The following is a 14,720-nucleotide window of genomic DNA, read 5'->3' as shown; positions in this document are numbered from 1 at the left end:
ATCCTTGGCAAAAGTTGATGAGAATTTGCTGCTAACTTTTTTGTCTTAGCAGAAGAATAATTTTATATGAAGATTCTTTCGGATCGGGCAAGAGAATAAACAAGTTTTTATCAGCGAATTTTCAACAGGTTTATTGACAGTCTATGTGGAAAACGATTGTTTCAGACGACTGAATAGACGATATTTGTATCGATCTTCGGTTAGTCATGATTATAGTCAGCAGAGCAATAGTTCTTCACAATACGGCTTATAACGATAGTTATAGTATAGCCCATCTTTTCAGTAGAGAGAGTGGCAGAGTGTCCTATTTGATACCACGTTCATCCAAGCGAGGGAAAAGTGGCGGTAGTTTGCGTTTGCTTATTTCTCCTCTGAACGAACTGGAGATAACGGCCGAACACAAGCCGCACCGCGATTTGCACTTCATCAAAGAAGCCAAGCTATGCAGTTCGCGTGGCCGTATTCAGTCCGATCCGGTAAGGAATAGTATAGCACTCTTTCTGACAGAATTTCTTTATCTGATCTTACGACTGCCGGAAGCCGATACGAATCTGTATGATTTTGTGGCTTCTTCCATAGACAAGCTCGAAGAAATGGATGGGTCGATGGCCAATTTTCATTTGGCTTTCCTTTTTCGTTTGCTTGTTCCGTTGGGGCTGATACCCGATTTACAGTTCAAAGGAAGTGTTATTCCTCGTTGGTTCGATCCTGCCGATGGTCGCTTTGTGTCGAATGCTCCTGCTCATGGAAGAGGAATCCCACCCCATCAATCGACATATTTACAGCTCTTTAGCCGTATTACATTCGATAATATGAAAGCTTTTCGGCTTTCGAGGGCCGAGCGAAGACAGGTTTTGGATTATCTGGTGGATTACTATCGCTTTCATCTTCCGCCTTTCCCTCTGCTGAAGACGCCCGACATTCTTTCGGCTTTGTTCGATTGACTGTTTCATTTCTAACCTGGAAACAGTACGGAAAACTTATCTTTGTGCGTATCGCAGAAACACAAAATACTTATGGAAACAGACAAATTATTGGATCAAGTGCGTGCCAAAGCCCGAATTTGGCTCGGAACAGAATATGACGACTCCACTCGAAAATCCGTTCAGGCCATGCTGGACAATGCGGATACGACCGAACTCGTGGATGCATTTTATCGAGATTTGGAGTTTGGTACGGGCGGACTCCGCGGTATCATGGGAGCCGGAACCAATCGTATGAATCGCTATACGGTAGGTGCGGCTACTCAAGGACTCTCCAACTACCTCTTGCGCGAGTTTGCCGGCTCTTCGGATATCAATGTCGTTATCGGCTACGACTGTCGGAACAATAGCCGCTTTTTTGCCGATACGGCAGCGGCTGTATTCTCGGCCAACGGTATCGGGGTCTATCTGTTTGAGGAGCTTCGTCCTACTCCGGAAATATCCTACGCTATTCGTCGTCTGGGATGTAAGAGCGGTGTGATGATTACAGCTTCGCACAATCCTAAGGAATACAACGGCTATAAGGCTTATTGGGAAGATGGGGCACAGATCATAGCCCCACACGATCGTAATATCATTGCCGAGGTCAATCGGATTCGTTCCGTCGATGAGATCAAATTCGAAGCCAAGCCCGAACTGATTCGGATGATAGGTGAGAATATCGATTCGGCTTTTATAACCGAAATCAAGGCACTGAGTCTCTCTCCCGAAAGCATTGCCCGTCATCGGGATATGAAGATCGTATATACGCCTATCCACGGTACGGGAAGTACGATGGTACCCCGTGCTTTGCGTGAATATGGTTTTACCAATATCATTCACGTACCCGAGCAGGATGTAGTAAGCGGAGACTTCCCTACGGTACATTCTCCCAATCCCGAAGAGCCTGCAGCTCTCGCCATGGCTATAGCCAAAGCGGAGGAGACGGGTGCCGATTTGGTTTTGGCCAGCGATCCCGATGCAGACAGAATAGGAGTTGCCGTGCGTAATAATGAGGGCAGGATGGTGCTCATCAACGGCAATGAGATCTGTTCGCTGCTTATCTATTATTCTATCATGCGTCGCAAGGAATTGGGCGATTTGCGTCCCGATGATTATATTGTCAAGACAATCGTAACCACGGAATTGATCCGCGATATAGCGAAAAAGGAACACGTGAGCATGTTCGACTGCTATACCGGTTTCAAATGGATAGCAGCCGTAATAAGAGAGAATGAAGGTCGCCGCCGCTACATAGGAGGTGGAGAGGAGAGTTATGGCTTCTTGTGGGAAGACTTTATCCGGGACAAGAGTTCGGTATCCGCTTGTGCACTCTTCTGTGAGATGGCGGCTTGGGCTTTGGATCGGGGTATGAGTGTCTATCGACTCATTCGCAGCATCTATCTGGAATACGGTCTTTACTACGAAAAGGGACTTAGTGTAGTGCGTAAAGGTAAATCCGGAGCAGAAGAGATAGAAGCCATGATGAGAAATTATCGTGAATATGCACCTGTAGAACTCGGAGGCTCCCCCGTGAAGGAAATATTGGACTATGCTTCTCTCGAAGGAAAAGACTTGACAAGTGGAGAGAATTTTTCACTCGATATGCCTACAACGAGCAATGTGCTCCAGTACAAGACCGAGGATGGCACCAAGGTTTCCATCCGTCCGTCAGGTACTGAACCGAAGATCAAATTTTACATTGGAGTTCATTTCTCTGTTGCTGACGAGCAGGAATTAGACCGAGCCTATACAGTAGCGGAAGAAAAGATTGCCGCCATCCTCCACGATCTCGGTGTCTGATCTGCTTTTTCGGCTATAGATTAAGATTGAATCAAGGGCTGTGCCACAGGGGACTCTCCCCTTCGGCACAGCCCTTAGTCTATGATAAGCACTGAACATACTCGTTGGGCTCCAAAGTCATATCGGAAAGAAGTGCTGACTTTTCAATACAAAAATAAATAGTGCTCCTATGACAGAAGAATGTAAAGCGAATATTGAATTAAGTTCTCCTCGTGTCATTATTTTTCGATATAAATTAATCATATTGTAATTGAATTTACAGGAAAAGCGTATATATTTGCGACTGCGGTATTTTTTCCGGATTTTCTGCGGTTCTTGTCTTCCAAGAAGACTTTATAATACATAAAAACGGAAAGTATACCACGCAATAAAATCATATTTAATTTTATCAAAATGAAAAAGTTGAACAAGTTTGTTTCGATTGCTCTTTGCTCCTCCCTCTTAGGAGGAATGGCATTTGCGCAGGAGGCAGAGTTGGGACGCAATCCGAATGTGAGATTGCTCGAATCCGCTCAGCAATCGGTGACAAAGGTTCAGTTCCGTATGGACAACCTCAAGTTCACCGAAGTTCAAACTCCCAAGGGAATGGCACAAGTGCCGACCTATACCGAGGGGGTTAATCTTTCTGAAAAAGGGATGCCTACGCTTCCCATTCTATCACGCTCTTTGGCGGTTTCAGACACTCGTGAGATGAAAGTGGAGGTAATATCCTCTAAGTTCATCGAAAAGAAAAATGTCCTGATTGCTCCCTCCAAGGGAATGATTATGCGTAACGAGAACCCGAATAAAATCCCTTACGTTTATGGAAAGAGCTACTCGCAAGACAAATTCTTCCCGGGAGAGATTGCCACGCTCGATGATCCTTTTATCGTTCGTGATGTACGTGGTCAGGTAGTGACCTTTGCTCCCCTGCAGTACAATCCTGTGACAAAGACTCTCAGGATCTACACGGAAATCACTGTAGCTGTGAGCGAAACCGCTCAGCCGGGTAAGAACGCCCTGAAAGCGAAAGGGACATTTGCCGGTTTTGAAGACACATACAAACGCTTGTTCATGAACTATGAGCCGGGGCGTTATACTCCTTTGGAGGAAAAACAAGACGGCCGTATGATCGTCATCGTCCCTCAAGAGTTCAAAGATGACATCAATGACTTTGTTGCATGGAAGAACCAACGTGGTCTCCGTACCGAAGTGAAAGTGGCAGAAGAGATTGCTTCTCCCGTTACGGCTAACGCTGTAAGAGCTTTTGTCAAGGCCGAATATGAAAAACCCGGTAACGATCTGATGTATGTGCTTCTTATCGGAGATAACAAGCATATCCCGGCAGCACAAGGCGCCGGTGGAAAATCCGATCAGGTATTTGGTCAGATTGTAGGTAATGACCACTACAACGAAATATTTATCGGTCGCTTCTCTTGCGAAAGCAAAGCCGATCTGAAGACACAAATCGATCGTACGATACACTACGAGCGTGATGTCAAAGCCAACGAAGCTTGGTTGGGACGCGCATTGTGTATAGCCTCTTCAGACGGTGGATCTTTCGCAGACAATGGGGAAACTGATATCCAGCATGAGACCGTGATTGCCAATTTGCTCGAAAGCTATGGTTACACGTACATCTCAAAACAGTTTGGAGATTATAACGTTAATGCAAATCATATTATTAGCGATTTTAATAGCGGTATATGTACCACAAACTATACGGGACATGGAAGCGACACTGCTTGGGGTACTTCCGGCTTCAATACCACTCATATGAAGCAGCTTGCCAACTACAACCAACTTCCGTATGTTTTTGACGTAGCTTGTGTCAATGGTAATTTCCTTGCTTCCGCTCCTTGTTTCGCAGAAGGATTGATGCGCGCACAAAAAGATAACAAGCCTACCGGGGCTATTGCAATCATCGCATCTACCATCAACCAGCCTTGGAACCCACCCATGCGTGGACAAGATGAAATGAACGAAATCCTTTGCGAGAAGCACACAAATAACATCAAGCGGACATTCGGCGGTATTACAACTAATGGTATCTTCGGTATGCTTGAAAAATACAAAGCTTCAGCATTTGCTACAGCAGACACTTGGACCGTATTCGGAGATCCTTCATTGCTTGTTCGCACTCTTACTCCCAAGACCATGACCGTTACAGCTCCTGCTCAAATCAATCTGACAGATGCTTCAGTCAATGTTTCTTGCGATTTCAATGGTGCTATTGCTACGATTTCAGCCAATGGGAAGATGTTCGGTTCTGCAGTTGTCGAAAATGGAACAGCTACGATCAACCTTGCAGGATTGACAAATGAAAGCACTGTTACCCTTACAGTGGTCGGTTACAACAAAGAGACCGTTGTTAAGGCTATCAGCACTAATGGTGAGCCCAGCCCCTACCAGCCAGTATCGAACTTGTCTGCAACTGTAGAAGGACAGAAAGTGACACTCAAATGGGAAGCTCCTGCTGCCGGCAATCGTGNGGTGAGCCCAGCCCCTACCAGCCAGTATCGAACTTGTCTGCAACTGTAGAAGGACAGAAAGTGACACTCAAATGGGAAGCTCCTGCTGCCGGCAATCGTGCAGAAGTAGTGAACGAAGGCTTCGAAAGCGGCATACCTTCCGCATGGAAGACTATCGATGCCGACGGCGACGGCAACAACTGGACGACTACACCTCCTCCCGGAGGGTCTTCTTTCACCGGTCATAATGGTGGTTCTTGTGTCTCTTCGGCTTCCTATATTAACTATCAGGGNTAACGCCGGAGCTTTCTCTTGCTAATGGAGGGACGCTTACTTTCTGGGTATGTGCACAGGATGCCAATTATGCGTCAGAGCACTATGCCGTTTACGCGTCTTCTACTGGTAATGATGCAGCGAACTTCACGAACGCTTTGTTGGAAGAGACGCTGACGGCTAAGTCTGTAGTAACTTCACCTGAAGCTATTCGGGGTACCCGTGCACAGGGTACTTGGTACCAAAAGACTGTACAGTTGCCAGCGGGCACCAAGTATGTAGCCTTCCGTCACTTCAACTGTACAGACTTCTTCTGGATCAATTTGGACGATGTCGTGATTACCGGCGATGGAGGCTCCTCAGCCGATTATACCTATACGGTTTATCGCGATGGCACTAAGATCAAGGAGGGTCTGACGGCAACTACATTCGAAGAAGANTCAGCCGATTATACCTATACGGTTTATCGCGATGGCACTAAGATCAAGGAGGGTCTGACGGCAACTACATTCGAAGAAGAGGGCGTAGCCCCTGGCAACCATGAGTATTGCGTGGAAGTTAAGTACCAGGCGGGCGTATCTCCGAAGGTATGTAAGGGTGTTACGATAAATGGTGGCAACGAATTTGCTCCTGTACAGAATCTGACGGGTAGTGCTGATGGACAGAAGGTAACGCTCAAGTGGGATGCTCCCAACGGAACGAATCCTAATCCTGACCCTAATCCTGNTCAAGCTGGAAGACTATCGATGCCGACGGCGACGGTAACAATTGGACGACTACACCTCCTCCCGGAGGGTCTTCTTTCACCGGTCATAATGGTGGTTCTTGCGTCTCTTCGGCTTCCTATATTAACTATCAGGGAGCTCAGACGCCTGACAACTATCTGGTAACGCCGGAGCTTTCTCTTGCTAATGGAGGGACGCTTACNGGCACCAAGTATGTTGCCTTCCGTCACTTCAACTGTACAGACTTCTTCTGGATCAATCTGGACGACATCGAGATCAAGGCCAATGCCAAGCGCGCCGAATTGCTTAACGAAGACTTCGAAGAAGGTTCTATTCCGGCGGGATGGACTGTTTTAGATGCCGATTCCGACGGGAACAATTGGGACGTAGAGTTAAACCAATTTACCGGCAGAGATCGGGAAGCCCTTGCCCCGTTACGAGCGAGCAACGTAGCCATATCTTATTCTTCATTGCCTCAGCCGGGAGGAGGATATGTGGCTCTTACACCTGATAATTATCTGATCACTCCGAAAGTGGAAGGAGCTCAAAAGATCAGCTATAAAGTCGGTTCGAAAGGTAATCAGAGTTGGAGTCATGATCATTACGCTTTGTGCATCTCCAAGACAGGAACGGCAGCATCTGACTTTGAAATAATTTTTGAAGAAACGATGGTGTNGGAGGCTCCTCAGCCGATTATACCTATACGGTTTATCGCGATGGCACTAAGATCAAGGAGGGTCTGACGGCAACTACATTCGAAGAAGAGGGCGTAGCTGCGGGCAATCATGAGTATTGCGTGGAGGTTAAGTACCAGGCGGGCGTATCACCCAAGAAGTGTGTAAACGTAACAGTTGATCCACAGCAGTTCAATCCTGTACAGAATCTGACTGCAGAGCAGGCCCCCAACAGTATGGATGCAATTCTTAAATGGAATGCACCTGCAAGCAAGCGCGCCGAGGTTNCAGTTCAATCCTGTACAGAATCTGACTGCAGAGCAGGCCCCCAACAGTATGGATGCAATTCTTAAATGGAATGCACCTGCAAGCAAGCGCGCCGAGGTTGTGAACGAAGGTTTCGAGAGCGGTATACCTTCCGCATGGAAGACTATCGATGCCGACGGCGATGGCAACAACTGGACGACTACACCTCCTCCCGGAGGGTCTTCTTTCACNGAGTTCAATCCTGTACAGAATCTGACTGCAGAGCAGGCCCCCAACAGTATGGATGCAATTCTTAAATGGAATGCACCTGCAAGCAAGCGCGCCGAGGTTTTGAACGAAGGTTTCGAGAGCGGCATACCTTCCGCATGGAAGACTATCGATGCCGACGGCGACGGCAACAACTGGACGACTACACCTCCTCCCGGAGGGTCTTCTTTCTCCGGTCACGAAGGTGGTTCTTGTGTNTCCACGGGTAATGATGCAGCGAACTTCACGAACGCTTTGTTGGAAGAGACGCTGACGGCTAAGTCTGTAGTAACTTCACCTGAAGCTATTCGGGGTACTCGTGCACAGGGGACTTGGTACCAAAAGACTGTACAGTTGCCAGCGGGCACCAAGTATGTTGCTTTCCGTCACTTCAACTGTACAGACTTCTTCTGGCTGAACCTCGATGATGTTGTAATCACTTCAGGTAATGCTCCGTTGTATACCTATACGATCTATCGTAATAACACACAGATTGCCTCNGACTTCTTCTGGCTGAACCTCGATGATGTTGTAATCACTTCAGGTAATGCTCCGTTGTATACCTATACGATCTATCGTAATAACACACAGATTGCCTCAGGCGTAACGGAGACTACTTACCGCGATCCGGACTTGGCAGCCGGTTCTTACACTTATGGAGTAAAGGTTGTTTACCCGAACGGGGAATCAGCTATGGAAACAACTACGTTGAATATCACTTCTCTGGCAGACGTAACGGTTCAGAAGCCTTACACGCTTACGGTTGTAGGCAAGACGATCACTGTAAGTTGCCAGGGCGAAGCCATGATCTACGACATGAACGGTCGTCGTCTGGCAGCGGGTCGCAACACGGTTGTTTACACGGCTCAGGGCGGCTCCTATGCAGTTATGGTGGTTGTTGATGGCAAGTCTTACGTAGAAAAACTTGCTGTNGCAGCGGGTCGCAACACGGTTGTTTACACGGCTCAGGGCGGCTCCTATGCAGTTATGGTGGTTGTTGATGGCAAGTCTTACGTAGAAAAACTTGCTGTAAAGTAACGAGCTGATTATTTTTCGATCGGTGTGCTCTACCAACCGATCGCTTTAACCGGTCGCCCGGCTTCCATAAAAAGGAGTCGGGCGACCCTTTTGTTGCAACCGAATAAGCCATAGAAAGAGCTATTCCTTTGATTTTTTGTTACTTTCATGGTGTGAGAGAATACGAACAGAAATCAATCGCAATTTTAATCCCGACAAAAACTATATGAAGTGGATCAATGGAAATGACGATCAGTCGAACTATGAGGACAGGCGAGGTCGTCGCGGCAAACGACTTGCAGGGGGAGGACTCATTACCATTATTATTGCTATCATAGCAGTATTCCTTGGCAAGGATCCCGACGCACTGTTTCAAATTGCAGATCTTTTTGTCCCGGGCCAGGAGGCGGTAAGTGATGACATTTCCGGGAATGAAAACGAGGATCTGAAAGTCTTTTCTCTTCGAGTTTTCAATAGTTGCAACGATGTATGGACGGAGATATTCGATCGTGAGCTGGGCAAGACCTATAAGAAACCGACTTTTGTCACCTTTTCAGGGGAAACGATGAGCGGCTGCGGTGGAGCCACTGCAGCCACAGGGCCATTCTACTGTCCGGCGGACGAAAAAGTCTATATCGACCTCGATTTCTTCCATGAATTAGCCAATCGTTTCCATGCCCCCGGAGATTTGGCCATGGCCTATGTGACGGCACATGAAGTGGGACACCATGTACAGCATCTGTTGGGGACATTGGATAAACTGCACAGTATGCGTGGGCACGTGAGCGAGGCGGAATATAATCGCATGAGTGTGAAAGTGGAATTGCAAGCCGATTTCTTTGCCGGTCTGTGGGCTAATTATGCGCAGAAGATGAATATTATCGCTTTGGAAGAAGGGGATTTGGAATCTGCAATAAGAGCTGCGGAGGCTATCGGTGATGACACTCTTCAAAAACAATCGCAGGGCTATGTGGTACCTGATGCTTTCACTCATGGCACTTCCTCTCAGAGAATGTACTGGTTCAAACGAGGGTTCGAGACGGGAGATTTCTCCGCAGGTGACACATTTGCCGAATTGAAATAGGGAAAACGATGAAACTTTTTCGCTCGTAAAGGTGTTTCACCGATAAATTAACGTCTCCCCTTTATATGATATGAACAGAGGGGTGACAAAACCAATGCGAATGAATATTGAATTCAAACCGGTAGAACCTACTGACAGATCGGCCATAACGACTATCACTTTTTCTTCAGGGGCAAGAATTTGCGACCTGGCTTTTTCCAATCTCTATTGCTGGAGTTTCGTCTATGGCACGTCTTGGGCTATTGTGGAGGACTGTCTGATCATCCGTTTCAAACCGAAAAGCCGTAGTCATCCGGTCTATCTCTTTCCTGTGGGAGCCGATCCTGAGCGAGTAGTGGCTGCTGCCCATCGACTGAAAGCGGAAGTAGTGCACGAAGATTATCCCTTGATATTTATGGGTGTGACTCCCGATATTCACCGATGTATCGAGGAGCATTGCTCGGCTGAGTATTACTTTATCGAGGATGAAGCCTATTGCGACTACATATACGAACGTGAAAGTTTAGCGACTTTGTCAGGCAAAAAGTTGCAGGCCAAGCGCAATCATATCAATAAATTTCTTTCTCTCTACCCCGACTATACATACGATCCTGTTAAGGATAGCGATGCCGAAGAATGCTTGATGCTGGCACATCTATGGCTCGATAACCGAGGTGATCAGGACGGAAGAGAGCTGGAGGTAGAGATGGTAGAGCGTGCTTTTCGACATCGTCAGGAGCTTGGGCTTTCGGGAGGAGTACTACGGGTCCGTGGCCGGGTAGTGGCTTTCTGTTTAGGCTCCCCTATCAATGCCGACACTTTTGGAGTACATATCGAAAAGGCCGATGCTATGGTGGAAGGTGCGTTTACGATGATCAATAGAGAATTTGCCCGTTCGATACCGGACACATTCCGCTACATCAATCGCGAGGAGGACTTGGGGCTGCCGGGGCTGCGTCAGGCCAAACTATCTTATCGCCCTGCCATTCTTTTGCCAAAGCAAACAGCCATACTGCGGCGCGATCATGACCGAATCCAAGCGTGAAGCATCTGTGCGACTATGGCGCATCTGCTTCGATGACCCCGAGCCTTTCATTGACCTTTATTTCCACGAAGTTTTCCGTGATGATGATACGTTGCTACGGTATAGCGAGACGGGGGAGGCTGTAGCACATCTGCAAATGCTCCCTTATCAACTGCGAATTTTTGGCACTTCTTTCTCGGCCGGCTATATTTCCGGAGCATGCACACACCCCGATCATCGTGGCAAAGGCATTATGCATACGATGATGACAGAAGCTCTTTCGGTCATGTATGACCGTGGCGATGTCTGTAGTTTCCTTATTCCGGCCGAAACTTGGCTGTACGATTTCTACTCTCGCAGCGGTGGCTATGCGCCGGCCTTTGGTCGGAAACAAATCCTATATAGACCGAATTCTATCCCACGAAAGTCTTCCAGAGGCTATACCTGTACGATCGGACAGGGAGATTACGGCTTTCTCTCAGCCGAGGAGCAAATGGATATTCGCCTGGCCGTACAGCATACCTTCGGGCAGTGGCAAACGGCTTTGAAGGATTTTTCTTTGGCTGGGGGGGATGTTGCCATGTTGCAGGACGGTGCCGGTAAGACTGTAGGTCAGGCTTGTTTTGTCCCGAGAGAGAATAGTCTTGATGTCAGACTGCTTGTAGGGGATACCGAAGTGGCATTCATACTTGTCGATCACCTGCTCCGGTCTTTGGATTGCGACCATGCCTCTATTCTTGCACATTCGGGAAGTACTCCATACGGAATGCTCAGGATCCTGCGCCCTATACCCATACTCGAAGCCTTTGCTCAATACCATCCTGCAGAAGCTCGCTCTTTTGTATATAGTGACCCTCTTTTCCCTCAGCACAATGGTACTTATCATATCAGTAAGGGACACATTGCCTTTTCGGACAATATACAGCCTGAGATATCTTTACTTCCACATCACACTCCCGACTCCTTAGTCAAAGATCTTTTTTCCCCTTTCCCCTCCACCCTTTTCCTCATGCTGGACTGATATTAACCTCAGTCCGCTCTTCTTTTTCGTTGTAAGTAAATGCAACGTAACAACTTCAAGTATTGCTTTCAGGCAATACTTTTTACAAGGCCCTGACATACAATGTCGTCAGTTCGATCTAAGCCCGACTTCCCTATTTGCGCTCAGATCGAATTGACATCTCTGATCTTAATGCGGTAAAACCTGCCACTTCGATAAATTACGAACCGAAAATGCTCGGATTGTGGTCTGTGAATCCTGAGAAAACGGCGCGAGAATTTTTTCGCTTTGGCGCGTAAAAATTTTCCCTCTCGAGCCAAAACGTAAAAAATTACGCGCCACACTTTCATGGCTGTAAAGCCGGCAATTTTTGGAGCCTAAACCATCGCAGGGGGAGGGCGTAGTGATGTGTACTTTCTCGGACTTCCGAGTATAGGTTCAGGCTCTGTATTGAGTCGATTGTCCCGGTGTCTCAGGTATTGGTCGTCTTAGGGCGAAAAACGCCGATTGCAGGGCATTAAGTCGCCGTTAGCAGTCGCAAACCTATACCGACCGATCGAAACCTCTCTTCGAAGCATGGCTCGCAGAGAAAGAATAACCCTCTAAAGCCGTCTTTCGACAGGTTTCCTCTGCTCCTGAGGTAATGATAATAGTGGACTCGTAATTTAATGTCAGTTCGATCTAAGTGCAAATGGGGAACTTGGCTTAGATCGAACTGACGTTACAATGAGATGGAGATTGAACCTTTTCACCCTTTCATCTCCTCATTCAAACACAGCCAATGTTTTGGTAAGAGGCTAATTGACAGTCATTTATGGAGATCTCTTCCTTGTCGCTTATATTGAAGTCATGTACTTTGCAATCTTAAACTCTTCTTAAATCGAATTTTTTCTCTAAATTGCGCCGCAACAAAACACATTGAGAAGGGTACCAACAGAAATAGAAGATAGTATTCTTGCCTTATAAATTCCTTTTCTTTTGTTGTCTTGTTCTTGAAATGAATCTTATTTGTGGACTTTTTTGTTTTTTTAACCCGGCCGTGGTTCTCTGAATCACGACCATAAATTGTTTTTTAAGTATGAGGAAATTATTATTGCTGATCGCGGCGTCCCTTCTGGGAGTTGGTCTTTACGCCCAAAACGCCAAGATTAAGCTGGATGCTCCGACTACTCGAGCGACATGCACGAACAATAGCTTCAAGCAGTTCGATGCAAGCTTTTCGTTCAATGAAGTCGAGCTGACGAAGGTGGAGACCAAGGGTGGTACTTTCGCCTCAGTGTCAATTCCGGGTGCATTCCCGACCGGTGAGATTGGTTCTCCCGAAGTACCTGCAGTTAGGAAGTTAATTGCTGTGCCTGTCGGTGCCACCCCCATTGTTCGCGTGAAAAATTTTACAGAACAAGTTTATTCTCTGAACCAATATGGTTCTGAAAAACTTATGCCGCATCAACCCTCTATGAGCAAGAGCGATGATCCGGAAAAGGTTCCCTTTGTTTACAATGCTGCTGCTTATGCGCGCAAAGGTTTTGTCGGGCAAGAACTGACCCAAGTAGAAGTGTTGGGGACAATGCGCGGTGTTCGCGTTGCGGCTCTTACCATCAATCCTGTTCAGTATGATGCAGCTGCAAACCAGTTGAAAGTAAGAAATAATATTGAAATCGAAGTGAGCTTCCAAGGAGCAGACGAAGTTGCTACGCAGCGTTTGTATGATGCTTCTTATAGCCCATACTTCGAGACAGCTTACAAACAGCTCTTCAACAAAGATGTTTATACTGATCATCCTGATTTGTACAAGACACCGGCTCGTATGCTTGTTGTTGCAGGTGCAAAATTCAAAGAAGCTCTCAAGCCTTGGCTCACTTGGAAGGCTCAGAAGGGTTTCTATCTGGATGTTCATTACACAGACGAAGCTGAAGTCGGAACAACCAACGCCTCTATCAAAGCATTTATTCACAAGAAATACAATGATGGTCTGGCCGCCAATGCTGCTCCCGTATTCTTGGCTTTGATTGGTGACACTGATGTTATTAGTGGCGAAAAAGGGAAAAAAACGAAAGAGGTCACAGACTTGTACTACAGTGCAGTCGATGGTGATTATTTCCCCGAAATGTATTCTTTCCGTATGTCTGCTTCTTCCGGAGAAGAACTGAAAAACATCATTGATAAGGTGTTGATGTATGAAAAGGCTACCATGCCGGACAAGAGTTACCTGGAAAAGGTACTTTTGATTGCAGGTGCAGACTATAACTGGAATCCCAAGGTAGGTCAGCAAACCATTAAATATGGTATGCAGTATTACTTTAACCAAGAACATGGTTATACAGACGTGTACAGCTATCTCAAGGCTCCTTATACAGGCTGCTACAGTCACTTGAATACCGGTGTCAGTTTTGTAAACTATACGGCGCATGGATCTGAGACATCATGGGCTGATCCGTCCCTGACCACTAGCCAATTAAAGGCTCTCACAAATAAGGACAAATACTTCTTAGCTATTGGTAACTGTTGTATTACAGCCCAATTCGATTATCCACAACCATGCTTTGGAGAGGTAATAACTCGTGTTAAGGAAAAAGGAGCTTATGCCTATATCGGTTCGTCTCCAAGTTCTTATTGGGGTGAGGACTACTATTGGAGTGTAGGTGCTAATGCTGTGTTTGGTGTTCAGCCTACTTACGAAGGCACGACTATGGGGTCTTATGATGCTACATTCTTGGAAGATTCGTACAACACTGTGAACTCTATTATGTGGGCCGGTAATCTTGCTGCTACTCATGCTGGAAATATCGGCAATATAACTCATATTGGTGCTCATTACTATTGGGAAGCTTATCATGTCCTTGGCGATGGTTCGGTTATGCCCTATCGTGCAATGCCTAAGACTAATACTTATACGCTTCCTGCCTCTCTGCCTCAAAACCAGGCAACCTATAGCATTCAGGCTTCTGCCGGTTCTTACGTAGCTATTTCTAAAGATGGAGTTTTGTATGGAACAGGTGTTGCGAATGCAAGTGGTGTTGCTACTGTGAATATGACAAAGCTGATCACAGAAAATGGTAATTATGACGTAGTTATCACTCGTTCTAATTATCTTCCTGTTATCAAGCAGGTTCAGGCCGGTGAGCCCAGCCCCTACCAGCCAGTATCGAACTTGTCTGCAACTGTAGAAGGACAGAAAGTGACACTCAAATGGGAAGCTCCTGCTGCCGGCAATCG

General features: G+C 46.7%; 10 protein-coding genes and 2 pseudogenes. 11 read left to right on the top strand and 1 reads right to left on the bottom strand.

Translation table 11 applies throughout. From position 1 onward, the window contains the following. Window positions 1-206: 206 nt before the first annotated feature. The 10 genes and pseudogenes from recO to HQ50_RS02290 all read left to right on the top strand — a co-directional run bounded on the left by recO (window position 207) and on the right by HQ50_RS02290 (window position 11,525). Complete coding sequence (gene recO / locus HQ50_RS02320) at window positions 207-944, top strand: DNA repair protein RecO (protein ID WP_039428100.1); 738 nt, start codon at window positions 207-209, stop codon at window positions 942-944. Between the two features lie 72 nt (window positions 945-1,016). After that, window positions 1,017-2,765: a phospho-sugar mutase gene (locus HQ50_RS02315; RefSeq protein ID WP_039428097.1), complete on the top strand. Its 1,749-nt coding sequence runs from the start codon at window positions 1,017-1,019 to the stop codon at window positions 2,763-2,765. Between the two features lie 393 nt (window positions 2,766-3,158). Beyond that, window positions 3,159-5,285, top strand: a complete 2,127-nt coding sequence (locus HQ50_RS02310) for a C25 family peptidase propeptide domain-containing protein (RefSeq protein ID WP_081960027.1) — start codon at window positions 3,159-3,161, stop codon at window positions 5,283-5,285. Then, window positions 5,270-5,512: a hypothetical protein gene (locus HQ50_RS12395; RefSeq protein WP_052074875.1), complete on the top strand. Its 243-nt coding sequence runs from the start codon at window positions 5,270-5,272 to the stop codon at window positions 5,510-5,512. The genes HQ50_RS02310 and HQ50_RS12395 overlap by 16 nt, the downstream gene beginning before the upstream one ends. A gap of 59 nt (window positions 5,513-5,571) precedes the next feature. After that, a pseudogene (locus HQ50_RS12390) lies at window positions 5,572-5,769 on the top strand (hemagglutinin); the annotation flags it as partial. A 461-nt stretch (window positions 5,770-6,230) separates the two neighbouring features. Next, the gene (locus HQ50_RS11805) at window positions 6,231-6,956 is read left to right on the top strand and encodes a choice-of-anchor J domain-containing protein (RefSeq protein ID WP_200880426.1); all 726 of its coding nucleotides are present in this window, start codon (window positions 6,231-6,233) and stop codon (window positions 6,954-6,956) included. Window positions 6,957-7,127: 171 nt separating this feature from the next. Then, window positions 7,128-8,336 (top strand): annotated as a pseudogene (locus HQ50_RS11800) (choice-of-anchor J domain-containing protein); the annotation flags it as partial. 307 nt (window positions 8,337-8,643) lie between these two features. After that, the gene (locus tag HQ50_RS02300; protein WP_026292392.1) at window positions 8,644-9,501 is read left to right on the top strand and encodes a neutral zinc metallopeptidase; all 858 of its coding nucleotides are present in this window, start codon (window positions 8,644-8,646) and stop codon (window positions 9,499-9,501) included. 100 nt (window positions 9,502-9,601) lie between these two features. Then, window positions 9,602-10,525 (top strand): PG_1841 family phosphatidylglycerol lysyltransferase-like protein, encoded by a 924-nt coding sequence (locus HQ50_RS02295; protein WP_026292391.1) that lies wholly within the window; start codon window positions 9,602-9,604, stop codon window positions 10,523-10,525. Further along, on the top strand, window positions 10,506-11,525 hold the full coding sequence (locus HQ50_RS02290) for a GNAT family N-acetyltransferase (protein ID WP_039428095.1): 1,020 nt from the start codon (window positions 10,506-10,508) through the stop codon (window positions 11,523-11,525). The genes HQ50_RS02295 and HQ50_RS02290 overlap by 20 nt, the downstream gene beginning before the upstream one ends. 143 nt (window positions 11,526-11,668) lie before the next feature. Here the strand turns inward: HQ50_RS02290 and HQ50_RS11105 are convergent, their stop codons facing one another. Next, window positions 11,669-11,854, bottom strand: coding sequence for a DUF1661 domain-containing protein (locus HQ50_RS11105; RefSeq protein WP_235317915.1), 186 nt, complete (start codon window positions 11,852-11,854; stop codon window positions 11,669-11,671). A 728-nt stretch (window positions 11,855-12,582) separates the two neighbouring features. On the opposite strand from HQ50_RS11105, the gene HQ50_RS02285 reads away from it, so the two are divergent. Then, window positions 12,583-14,720, top strand: a 2,138-nt coding sequence (locus tag HQ50_RS02285) for a C25 family cysteine peptidase (protein WP_039428587.1), incomplete at its 3' end; no start/stop codon positions are given.

This window comes from Porphyromonas sp. COT-052 OH4946, assembly GCF_000765965.1.
GTDB lineage: Bacteria > Bacteroidota > Bacteroidia > Bacteroidales > Porphyromonadaceae > Porphyromonas > Porphyromonas gulae.
This window is presented reverse-complemented; position numbering and strand designations above follow the sequence as displayed.

Excerpts from the sequence above, each read along its gene's own strand:
- HQ50_RS02315 (WP_039428097.1), top strand. The coding sequence starts at position 1,017 with ATGGAAACAGACAAATTATTGGATCAAGTGCGTGCCAAAGCCCGAATT.
- HQ50_RS11105 (WP_235317915.1), bottom strand. The coding sequence starts at position 11,854 with ATGAAAGTGTGGCGCGTAATTTTTTACGTTTTGGCTCGAGAGGGAAAA.
- HQ50_RS02290 (WP_039428095.1), top strand. The coding sequence starts at position 10,506 with ATGACCGAATCCAAGCGTGAAGCATCTGTGCGACTATGGCGCATCTGC.
- HQ50_RS02300 (WP_026292392.1), top strand. The coding sequence starts at position 8,644 with ATGAAGTGGATCAATGGAAATGACGATCAGTCGAACTATGAGGACAGG.
- recO (WP_039428100.1), top strand. The coding sequence starts at position 207 with ATGATTATAGTCAGCAGAGCAATAGTTCTTCACAATACGGCTTATAAC.
- HQ50_RS02295 (WP_026292391.1), top strand. The coding sequence starts at position 9,602 with ATGAATATTGAATTCAAACCGGTAGAACCTACTGACAGATCGGCCATA.